This is a genomic window from Sellimonas sp. (assembly GCF_047234585.1).
Taxonomy (GTDB): Bacteria; Bacillota; Clostridia; order Lachnospirales; family Lachnospiraceae; genus Sellimonas; species Sellimonas caecigallum.
In genome coordinates, this window is sequence record NZ_JBKSWG010000003.1 from 130657 (window position 1) to 141830 (window position 11174).

The window sequence follows — 11174 nt, forward strand, 5'->3', positions numbered from 1 at the left end:
TTGCGGCGTTCTTATATAAGATGATAGCATGGAATGCGCAGGGGATCCGCACGTGCTGCGGGCGGACAGCAAATGTGAGATGAAGAAGTGGATGAAAAGATGCAGACAGAAGAAAAAAGATGGGACATTTTAAAGAAAAAAACAGAACGATATGAAAGACGGTGGAATATGGCAGAAGATGGAAGCCATATTATTGCAGGTATATCCGGAGGAGCTGATTCGGTATGCCTGCTTTTTGTACTTTTAGAATGGAAAAGAACGCGGAATATCCATATCACGGCCGTACATGTCAACCATATGCTGCGGGGAGAAGAGGCCCTTCGAGACGAAAGGTTTGTAGAAGAGCTGTGCAAAAAGCACGGGGTGCCTTGCCGGGTGTTCCGGATCGATGTGGCGGAGGAAGCAAGAATGCGGAAGTGTTCAGAAGAAGAAGCGGGACGTGATATTCGGAGGGCATGTATGGAGCAAGTTCTCAGGGAAAGCCATGGGGACCGCATCGCTTTTGCCCACCACCAGGACGACAATGCGGAGACAGTGATCATGAATCTGATCAGAGGTACGGGTGTAAAAGGAATGCGGGGGATACGGCCGTGTTCTGGCATATATATCCGTCCGCTTCTCGGTCTGAGACGAAGAGAAATCGAAGATGCACTTGAGGAGATGGGGCAGGACTGGTGTGACGACGCGACAAATCATCAGGACATCTACACAAGAAACCGGATTCGGAACCGTGTTATGAGAGAGCTTGAGGATATCAACCCGAAAGCTGTCGGACATATCGCGCAGCTGTCGGATAAAATATCGGAATTATGGGAATATATGGAAGCGGAAACGGCAAAATATAAAAAGAGATGTTTTGTGGAGGATGAGGATGGATGGATCCTGAAGAAGGAGGAGTTTCTCGATGTGCCGGATCCGTTTCGCAAGGAGATAGCCAAGAGTATTTTGGCGCAGATATGTGGAAAAGAGAAGGATATTTCGGCGGTACATGTAGAAAATTTGCTGGGGCTCATGGAAAAACAGCCCGGAAAAGAGGTGGATTTTCCATGTGATACGTGCGCAGAAAAGACATATGAGGGAATCCGCTTTCGGAAAGGGGAGAGAAAAAAAGAAGACAATTCAGGACTTTTCATACGGATAAGAGTATTTCCAAGAGAAAACGGGGAGAAAAACTGGCCGGATACCCCCTACACGAAATGGTTTGATTATGATATAATAAAAAGTAGACCTGTTTTGCGAAACCGCAGACCAGGGGACTATATTTTGATAGATAGACAGGGAAACCGTCAGAAAATCAAGAAATTTTTCATCAATGAAAAAATACCAAAAGAGAAACGGGAAATCATCCCGCTGGTGGCAGACGGGGATGAGATCATGTGGATCGTCGGATACAGGCAAAGCAAAGCCTATCAGATCACAGACAAGACAACGACGATCATGGAAATAGAAATCTACGGAGGAGAATAGCATGGCAGAAACAATCAGAGTGTTGGTACCGGAAAAAGAGGTAGACAAAAGGATCGAAGAACTGGGAAAGAAAATAAGTGAAGACTACGCTGGAAAGCAGGTGCATTTGATTTGTGTGCTCAAAGGCGGCGTATTTTTTATGTGTGAGCTGGCAAAGAGGATCACAGTGCCGGTTTCCATGGACTTCATGAGTGTCAGCAGCTACGGAGCAGGAACAGAGTCAAGCGGGATCGTAAAGATCGTAAAAGATCTGGATGAACCGCTGGAAGGAAAAGATGTGCTTATTGTGGAGGATATTATCGACTCCGGACGTACATTGTTCCACCTGATGAAGATATTGAAAGAGAGAGGACCAAAGAGTATGCATATCTGCACACTTCTGGATAAGCCGGAACGGCGTGTGGAAGACGTAAAAGTAGATTACGTGGGATTTAATATCCCAGATGAATTTGTGGTAGGCTATGGGCTTGACTATGCTCAGAAATACCGGAACCTTCCGTTCATAGGTGTTGTGGAAGGCGTAGAATAAGGAAAGGAGAACAAAGAAGGTTGGACAATAAGAAAGGCAAGGGGCTAGGCGGCATGTCGATCATTCTCATGATCGTTGCGGTGCTTCTCATCTTTTGGGTTACGAACCAGTCTCAGGAGAGAAACAGATCGTACACGCTAGATCAGTATCGAGAGGCGGTGGAGAGCCAGCAGGTAGAAAGTGCAGTTATCTATCAGGATAAAGCGGTCCCGACAGGACAGATCGAACTTCATCTCGCAGACGAGAATGAGGTTCGCTATGTAAATATTTCGAATGTCTCGGAAGAGGAAGAATATCTTCGGGAAGCCGGAGTAGAGTGTGAGTTGGCGGCAGTTCCAAAGGAGAGCGTTTTTATGTCGACGATCTTCCCAACGTTGATCATGGTAGTGGCAGTGCTTGCAGTTTTTGCTTTTATGAGACGGCAGAGCGGCATGAACGACGGTGGAGCCGGAGCGAAAGCGATGAATTTTGGGAAAAGCCGCGCAAGGATGATGACAGACAAAGACAAGAAAGTGACATTCCAGGATGTGGCAGGGCTGAAAGAAGAAAAGGAAGAGCTGGAAGAAATCGTAGATTTCCTGAAAGAGCCAGGAAAATACATCCAGGTCGGCGCCAGAATACCGAAGGGCGTTCTTCTGGAAGGGCCTCCGGGGACAGGAAAGACTCTGCTTGCAAAAGCGGTGGCAGGAGAAGCGGGCGTTCCATTCTTTACAATCTCCGGTTCAGATTTTGTGGAAATGTTTGTGGGTGTCGGGGCATCCCGTGTGAGGGACCTTTTTGAAGATGCCAAGAAAAATGCACCGTGCATTATTTTTATTGATGAGATTGATGCAGTGGCAAGAAGAAGAGGGACCGGAATGGGAGGCGGACATGATGAGAGAGAACAGACGCTGAACCAGCTTCTCGTTGAGATGGATGGCTTTGGAGTCAATGAGGGAATCATTGTGATGGCAGCTACGAACCGAGTGGATATTCTTGATCCGGCAATTTTGAGACCGGGCCGTTTTGACCGGAAAGTCGTGGTCGGAAGACCAGACGTGCAGGGCAGGTTTGAGATCCTTTCCGTCCATGCGAGGACGAAACCTCTGGGGGAAGATGTGGATCTGAGACAGATCGCGCAGACGACAGCCGGCTTTACGGGTGCGGATCTTGAAAACCTTTTGAACGAAAGCGCTATTCTTGCCGCAAAACAGGCCCGTATGTATATTGTGCAGGAAGATATCAGAAGAGCTTTTGTGAAGGTAGGTATCGGATCGGAGAAAAAGAGCCGTGTGATCTCTGAAAAGGACAGAAAGATTACGGCCTATCACGAGGCAGGGCATGCGATCCTGTTCCATTTGCTCCCGGATGTGGGGCCGGTGTATACGGTCTCTATTATCCCGACAGGAGCCGGAGCAGCCGGGTATACCATGCCGCTTCCGGAAAAAGATGAGATGTTTAATACAAGAGGGAAAATGCTTCAGGACATTACAGTTTCGCTTGGAGGCCGTATTGCAGAAGAGATTATTTTTGATGATATCACGACAGGGGCTTCACAGGATATCAAACAGGCGACAAGCCTTGCCAAGGCTATGGTAACAAAGTTTGGTATGTCCAGGGAAGTGGGGCTTATCAACTACGACAGCGACAGCGAGGAAGTGTTTATCGGCAGAGATCTGGCACATACACGTGGATACGGAGAAGAAGTGGCAGGAAAGATCGACAGGGAAGTGAAGAGGATCATCGACGAATGTTATGATAAAGCAAAAGCAATGATTACAGAACATATCGACGTTTTACACAAGTGTGCTGAACTGCTTTTGGAAAAAGAAAAAATTTCCAGAGAAGAATTTGAAAGTTTATTCGAGCAGAATACTCAGGAAGAATCGACGAAGCAGTAAGACAGTTCATTGAGAAGGGAGTAGGAACATGAATAAACAGGCATTATTTAGTGACGGTACAGATCAGTATGTGTATCCTCCGGAACCAGCAGAGAATCAGGAGGTGACGCTCCGATTTCGGACGGCGAGAGACGACGTGAAAGAGGTAAAACTGGTCACGGATGAGGCCTGTTTTTCCATGGCCAAAAAATATACGACCGAAGTCTTTGACTACTATGAATATGTCATCCGTCTGGAAAACGAACCTTTCCGCTACCATTTCTGTATCCAAGGTTTGGATGGGACAGTATGCTTTTTCAACCGATATGGGGCGGTGGAAGAGCCTATCCAGATGTATGATTTTATGATCGTGCCGGATTTCGCGACGCCTAACTGGGCGAAAGGCGCGATTATGTATCAGATTTATGTCGACCGCTTCTGCAATGGGGATCCGTCCAACGACGTGGAGACGGGAGAATATGCATATCTTGGGGCGAGATCCGAGAAGATCACGGACTGGAACCAAAAGCCGGCAAAGACTATGGCTATACGGGAATTTTACGGAGGGGACCTACAGGGAGTGCTGGATAAGCTTGACTACCTGGAAGATCTTGGAGTGGAAGTCATCTATTTCAATCCGCTTTTTGTTTCCCCGTCTAATCACAAATATGATACGCAAGATTACGACTACATCGATCCGCATTTCGGCAAGATTGTTGAAGACGGAGGAGAAATCCTTCCGGAGGGCTGTATGGACAACAGCAAAGCCACAAAGTACCAGAGACGGTCTGCGGGAAAAGCAAATCTGGAAGCCAGCAATGCATTCTTTGCCCATGTAGTGGAGGAGATTCACAAGAGGGGAATGAAAGTCATTCTGGACGGCGTGTTCAACCATTGCGGATCGTTTAACAAATGGATGGATCGGGAACGGATCTACGAGCAGGAAGGGAACTATGAACCAGGCGCGTACATGTCATCAGACAGCCCATACCGAAGTTTTTTCCATTTCCATGATGAAAAGAAGGAGGCATGGCCTTGCAACGGAAGCTATGAAGGGTGGTGGGGACACGACACACTGCCAAAACTGAATTATGAGGACTCCGTGAAACTGGAAAATTACATCCTCACAGTGGCGCGCAAATGGGTGTCTCCTCCGTACAATATAGACGGATGGCGGCTGGACGTGGCAGCAGACCTTGGATATTCCAATGAATACAATCACCTGTTCTGGACGAAGTTCCGGGCAGCAGTAAAATCTGCCAACCCAAGAGCGATTATTCTGGCAGAACATTACGGTGATCCGAAAGACTGGCTTATGGGAGACGAGTGGGATACAGTTATGAACTACGATGCATTCATGGAGCCGGTTACATGGTTTCTTACGGGGATGGAAAAGCACAGTGATTCTTCCAGACCAGACCTCTGTGATAATGCGGATTATTTTGTGAATGCCATCAGACATCATATGTCTGCAATGATGACGCCATCCCTCCAGACAGCCATGAACGAGCTGTCCAATCATGACCATTCCAGATTTCTCACGAGAACCAATCATATGACTGGAAGGGTGGAGCATCTTGGCCATGAGGCTGCTGAGGCATATGTCAATCCTGCAATCATGCGTGAAGCCGTGCTCATGCAGATGACCTGGGTAGGTGCGCCGACGATCTATTACGGAGATGAGGTGGGTGTCTGCGGCTTTACAGACCCGGATAACCGGAGGACGTACCCATGGGGGCAGGAAGACAAAGAGATGCTTGGATTTCACAAGGCAGTCATCGCTATTCACAAAAAATATCTGGCGTTCCGAACGGGATCGCTCAAGCTTCTGATGTGGGAAGAAGGCATTCTGGCATATGCCAGATTTCATGTAAAACATCAGTTTGTCATCATCGTAAATAACCGGAGTGAACATGCCACAGTGCATGTGCCGGTATGGCCTGCCGAAATTCCGATGAAAGGGATTATGAGAAGGCTTCTTTACACATACGACAAAGGGTATACGACGGAGTACGAAGAGTATATCATTGAAAACGGGGAAATCGTACTTAACATGGGAAAACATTCGGCAATTATACTAAAAAAGAGGGAATATTAGTATAAAACTTGACAAAATGCTGCTCATGTAGTAAAAGTTATAAAATAGAAATAGCGTGTGGATAAGCACATAAGGCTTACGAAAGGATAAAAAGGATTATGGCCCAGAGAGAGAATGGGAACAACCGGCGGGAGGAATACCGGCGAATTCGTTCCCAACAATCGAAAGCAAGAGAAGGCGGCCGGAGACAGTCCGACCCGGACTATAATTTGGAAGAACGTCAGAAATATCGTAAGAAATCATTCAAAAAAGCCGAAGATATGCAGGACACGGAAGGGAATATCCGACAGACCCGTCCCAAAGCAGACAGGGCAAAGGCGGGACGGAGAAAAGAACGAAAGGCAGAAAGAGCAGGGATTGCGAGAGGAATGGTATTTTTTGCCATCCAGATGCTGGCCTCTTTTGCATTGATGGGAGTACTGTGCTGGCTGGATATTCTGATCATGAAATATTTGCTCATCATAGCAGGAGTGCTTCTCCTGCTTCTTGGAATTACCCTGGTCTCCCAGCTGGCAGTTCGAGGAAAAGCGAAGATCATCGGAAAGGTATTTAGTCTCCTTGTGAGTGTGACGCTGATCATTGGAAGTTTTTACCTATACAAAACGGGAGGAGCTCTTCTTCATATGACACGTGGGACGACGGAAATCCACAAGATGGTAGTAGCCGTCCGGGAAAATGATAAGGCGCAGGAACTTAGTGATGTCAGCGATTACACTTTCGGTGTGGAATATGCGAGAAATGTTTCCAATACCGAACGGACTATCGAGAATGTAAATAAAGAGCTGAAAAAGCATATCGCTACAAAGAAGTATGACGAGATGGGAACGCTGGCAAAAGCACTCATAGATGAAGAAATCGATGTCATCATCTATGATTCCAACTACAATGATGTGATGAATCAGGCAGTTGAAGGATTTACAGAGAAAACCCGCATTTTATACAGATATAACATCGAAGAGAATACGCAGGATACGACGTTGAATGTGCCGGTGCAGTCAGAGCCGTTTTCTGTATATTTGAGCGGGATCGACACATATGGGGATGTGGCGACGCAGAGCCGAAGCGACGTTAATATTATCGCCACAGTCAATCCGAAGAGCAGGCAGATTTTGCTTGTGACGACACCGAGAGACTATTACGTACCGATCCCTGGAATTTCAGGCGGGATGCCGGATAAGCTGACACATGCCGGAAAGTATGGAGTGGATGTCTCCATCGATACATTGGAAGAGCTGTATCAGGTTGAAATACCGTTTTACGCAAGACTCAATTTTACTTCTTTTGTCAATATTATCGATATCCTCGGAGGAGTGGATGTAAATTCAGAGCTGGCATTTACGACAGGAACCGATGCCGGCGCCGTCGTGGAGATTCAGCAGGGGCTCAACCATCTGGATGGGAAAGAGGCTTTGGCCTTCGCAAGGGAAAGACATGCTTTGGAGGACGGAGACAATCAGAGAGGTAAAAACCAGGAAGCTCTGATCACAGCCATCATTCAGAAGATGATAGCTCCGTCCATGATTGTGAAGGCGACAGATATTCTGGCGGAAGTGTCTGACAGCGTAGAGACGAATATGTCCATGAAGCAGATTCGGACCCTGATCAAACAGCAGCTTCAGAACGGTTCGGACTGGCAGATCTATTCGGTGGCGGCAGACGGTATGCCGGATCGAAGGGAATGTTATTCCATCGCAGGAACCCCTTATGTCACGGTTCCAAATGAAGAGATAGTCGCTCAGATAGGGGAATTGATCAATCGGGTTGAAGCAGGGGAAATCCTGGAAGGATCTGTGAAGGCAGAAGGGAAATAGAGCAAAAGAAAAGCGCAGGGAAATTTTTCCTTGCGTTTCTTTTTTGAGTATGGTATAAATATATAGGATTGAGACAATGTTATCAGTATTGTCTGAGATATATGGATGGATTCCCGAGTGGCCAAAGGGGGCAGACTGTAAATCTGTTAGCAACGCTTTCGGTGGTTCGAATCCACCTCCATCCATACGCCGCAGTGGCGGAACTGGCAGACGCACAGGACTTAAAATCCTGCGGGACTTATCCTCCCGTACCGGTTCGATTCCGGTCTGCGGCATATGATAAGGGGCAAGAAATGCAAAAATGATGGGAAGCCTGATTTACTCAAGGCCTCCCATCATTTTTGTATGTAATACTTCAGGAAAATTTTACGCGGTAAGGAATAAAATAAAGTAGAAGATTGCGATCGCTCCTGCGATGATGGCAATCGTTAACAATAATTTTTTCTTAAAATTTTTCATATGCAGCCTCTTTTCTATTTATCTGTAAAAATTATCTCGTATTTATCCAAATCATATTCATTTCCGAAAAAACCGGTCAGTATTGTTTCAGCGTTGCCGCGTGCATTTTCCAGCAAACCATTTTCAATGGCATCTTTCTCGGCTGTTTCCTTTAATTTGGCCAATGCCTCATTGTTCTCTTCTAAAGTAATCTGGTTATAAATGCTTTCTTGTTCGTGGTATACTTTGAAGGAATCCAGGTCTATCTCGCTGCTCAAAATTTTTGCTTCGGGCAGTTTCACTTTTATAGTTTTATCGTTTTTGCTCCATTCTATCTCTTCAAAGTCAAATCCTGCCTTGACTACGACATCGTAACTATAGATATACTTGCTTTGCGTAAAAGGGATTTTTGCGCCAAACAATTCTCTTGAAGAATCGGTAACGTTTACTTGTGTGCAGTAGGCGGATTGGGTGGCCAGCTCGCCGATATCCTCAAAGCCTATTTTGGTCGTCTGGCTGTCGGAAAAAATAGTCTTTCTAAGACCGATTATCCCGGCAACGATTATCAGCACGATTAGAATTCCTGTCAATATTCTGCGGGTAAGGTGTTTTTTGACAAAACGAAAAACAGGATGTTCCTTTTTCGTGTGCAGATTTTGTTCTTTCATGATAGGGTCTCCTTTGTTGATTGCAAATGTCTGATTGTGCCTGAAAAACGCTATGATTTTACAGGGAAAAGCTGTCCGGTCTGGAATCCCATGAGGATAAGTTCCAGGATTTTAGGGGAATATTCGCGGTATTTCAAAAAGTAGTACAGCGTGTCCAGAAAATCCAGGAAGACCTGTTTGCTTTCATCCTCCAGCACAGCGCCTCTTTGCCTGCGTGTGAGGAAGGAGGCAACTCTGGAAAAGGCAAACTTTTCGTTGATGAATGCCCAGAATTCTTCGTCTCCATCCGAGGAGAGAACCTGCAGTGGTTTGCGTCTCATGAGCCAGTAAGTATCGTAGGAAATTTCCTTGATGTCGCTGATTTGACGGATCCTGTGGAATCCCTGGATCCGGGAAATATCGGTAAAATAGTCCATGACAGCGTGCATCAGTATCGTCTCATCGATGCGCACGGAACCGGCAGCATCCAGACTGCTTAAAAAAGTGTCGGCTTCTTTGTAGATAACAGCGTATTTGTTTTTGATCCCCTGTTCGGTAAATTCTGCCACTACGTCCTCGTATTGCGTGTAGACAGCGGAATTGTCATTCAGAAGATGTTTCCGTATTTTCCCATCCAGAACGCGCTGCATCATATCGTCTGCAGAAGCCTGGATGTATTCCGGTATCCCCGGTGTCGGTATTGGATTCATGGATATTCCTCCTATGCTTATTTTTTGATGACGCTTAAAATGGCGTCGTCGATGGTATGGATCGAATGCAGATCCGGTTTGCGCTCCTGCCGGATGAAGGTGCTGTAGTCGGCCCATGGATTGACCGTCGTCTGTTTGGGGCGGAAATTCTCGCTGGAGACATCGCACAGACGCTTGAAAAAGGAGGCCATCTCATCGCCCATGCCGGAGAGCCGATTCAAAAGCTCGGAAAATTCTGTCAGCATCGGGTCACTGACTTTGTATGGATAGAGGATATGATGATCGATCTCGCCCCAGCCTTCCTCAAAAAGTGTACGCAGCTGCACTTCCATATAGATTCCTTTGTATTTTAAAATATAATGAACGGAGCGATAGTGTTTGCGATCGAATATATTGTCAGCCGGTATCCATTCAGAATAAATCTCACTGAAATCTCCGAGACGCATATGGACCTTTGGCGGCTCGGCCATGTAGAGGTCTTTGTCTGGATGGAAATCCGCAATACAGTCCCGGATATAAAGGTCCGGATTGTTTTCAAAATGCCGGATCAGATATTTGTGAAATACAACCCAGTCTTCTCGGTACAGGATCAGGCCGCGAAATCCGATGGTGTCGGTTACAAACTTCATGTAATTGTCTTTTGTGAGCGTGCGGTATTTGGGGTAGTTCTCGCACCGTTTGCGAATGATTTTTTCAACAAGATGCCAAGGGCTTTTGATACGGGTGCGGTAAGAATGCAGACCCGTACGGTGGTCCTTGTTTTTGATGTATTCCTGTAGAAATTCATCCCGGATAAGCCTGAGATGGGGGAGGCGATAAGCGTAATCCCGCGCGATATAGCAAAGCTCTTCCCACGTAAAACCAGCCTCCTCAAATTCTTCTTCACTGATGGAAAACCGTTCCAGAAAATCCTTTTTTAACATTGTCTTTTACTTCCTTGATCAAAAGTTCGAGTGTCTTTTACATCATAGCATTTTTGGCAAGGACAATCAACGTCCTCTTAAATTAACAGAAGCATAAGAACGTATTAAGAAAAAAGATAGAAATTTTATGATCGTTTCTGATACAATAGAAAGAGAATGATAGTCTGGAAACGGGCGGGTTGAAATTTATGAAGAAAAAACGCAGAAAACACAGAAGAAAGACAAAAAAATACTGGAAGGTTTTGTTCCTTGTGCCGATACTGATACTTGTCATGTATATCTTTATGCTGCCGGATGGCGCAGTGCGCTTTGCGATTTTAAGGTCCGGGCATCCCCTCTCGGCTTTTCAGACCGGTATCGTCGAGGCGCCGTATTCACAGGAGCTTGAAGATGGACAGATCGGATATATGCTCACACAACCTCCTTATGACAGGGACAAAGGCGTGGAGATGCGAAACTGGATCGTAAACCGGTACGGTATGATCTATGTGGCCGAATACAATGGAATTGATTGATTGGAGAAATCGGAAAAACGTACAAAATATAAAAAATAAAAAAATTTGAAATAATTGTTGACAAATGAAATATTCCGTAATATAATACAACATGTGCTCAGCGCACAGCAGTTAAATAGAGAGATGCCCAGATAGCTCAGTTGGTAGAGCAGAGGACTGAAAATCCTCGTGTCGCTG

9 protein-coding genes and 2 tRNA genes are annotated in these 11174 nt (G+C 46.0%); 8 read left to right on the top strand and 3 right to left on the bottom strand.

What is annotated here, in order from left to right; all coding sequences use genetic code 11:
* The first annotated feature begins 99 nt into the window (after positions 1-99).
* The 7 genes from tilS (at position 100) to ACLROL_RS02070 (ending at position 8039) form a co-directional block, all read left to right on the top strand.
* Positions 100-1467, top strand: a complete 1368-nt coding sequence (gene tilS / locus ACLROL_RS02040; RefSeq protein ID WP_087212901.1) for a tRNA lysidine(34) synthetase TilS — start codon at positions 100-102, stop codon at positions 1465-1467.
* A gap of 1 nt (position 1468) precedes the next feature.
* Positions 1469-1996, top strand: coding sequence for a hypoxanthine phosphoribosyltransferase (gene hpt / locus ACLROL_RS02045; RefSeq protein WP_087202887.1), 528 nt, complete (start codon positions 1469-1471; stop codon positions 1994-1996).
* A 20-nt stretch (positions 1997-2016) separates the two neighbouring features.
* Positions 2017-3876, top strand: coding sequence for an ATP-dependent zinc metalloprotease FtsH (ftsH, locus tag ACLROL_RS02050; RefSeq protein WP_087212907.1), 1860 nt, complete (start codon positions 2017-2019; stop codon positions 3874-3876).
* A gap of 28 nt (positions 3877-3904) precedes the next feature.
* Positions 3905-5953, top strand: a complete 2049-nt coding sequence (locus ACLROL_RS02055; RefSeq protein ID WP_087212910.1) for a glycoside hydrolase family 13 protein — start codon at positions 3905-3907, stop codon at positions 5951-5953.
* Positions 5954-6051: 98 nt separating this feature from the next.
* The gene (locus tag ACLROL_RS02060) at positions 6052-7764 is read left to right on the top strand and encodes an LCP family protein (RefSeq protein WP_413067253.1); all 1713 of its coding nucleotides are present in this window, start codon (positions 6052-6054) and stop codon (positions 7762-7764) included.
* 103 nt (positions 7765-7867) lie between these two features.
* A tRNA-Tyr gene (locus ACLROL_RS02065) sits at positions 7868-7949 on the top strand.
* A gap of 3 nt (positions 7950-7952) precedes the next feature.
* Positions 7953-8039, top strand: a tRNA-Leu gene (locus ACLROL_RS02070).
* A 198-nt stretch (positions 8040-8237) separates the two neighbouring features.
* Here ACLROL_RS02070 and ACLROL_RS02075 read toward each other — a convergent pair.
* The 3 genes from ACLROL_RS02075 to ACLROL_RS02085 are packed head-to-tail and all read right to left on the bottom strand — an operon-like array spanning position 8238 to position 10482.
* On the bottom strand, positions 8238-8870 hold the full coding sequence (locus ACLROL_RS02075) for a DUF4230 domain-containing protein (RefSeq protein WP_413067254.1): 633 nt from the start codon (positions 8868-8870) through the stop codon (positions 8238-8240).
* Between the two features lie 50 nt (positions 8871-8920).
* Entirely contained in the window at positions 8921-9559 is a 639-nt protein-coding gene (locus tag ACLROL_RS02080; protein ID WP_087202883.1) for a hypothetical protein, read from the bottom strand.
* Between the two features lie 17 nt (positions 9560-9576).
* On the bottom strand, positions 9577-10482 hold the full coding sequence (locus ACLROL_RS02085; protein WP_087202882.1) for a hypothetical protein: 906 nt from the start codon (positions 10480-10482) through the stop codon (positions 9577-9579).
* Between the two features lie 188 nt (positions 10483-10670).
* Here ACLROL_RS02085 and ACLROL_RS02090 point away from each other — a divergent pair, with 188 nt between their 5' ends.
* Positions 10671-10997, top strand: a complete 327-nt coding sequence (locus tag ACLROL_RS02090) for a hypothetical protein (RefSeq protein WP_087202881.1) — start codon at positions 10671-10673, stop codon at positions 10995-10997.
* Positions 10998-11174: the final 177 nt, after the last annotated feature.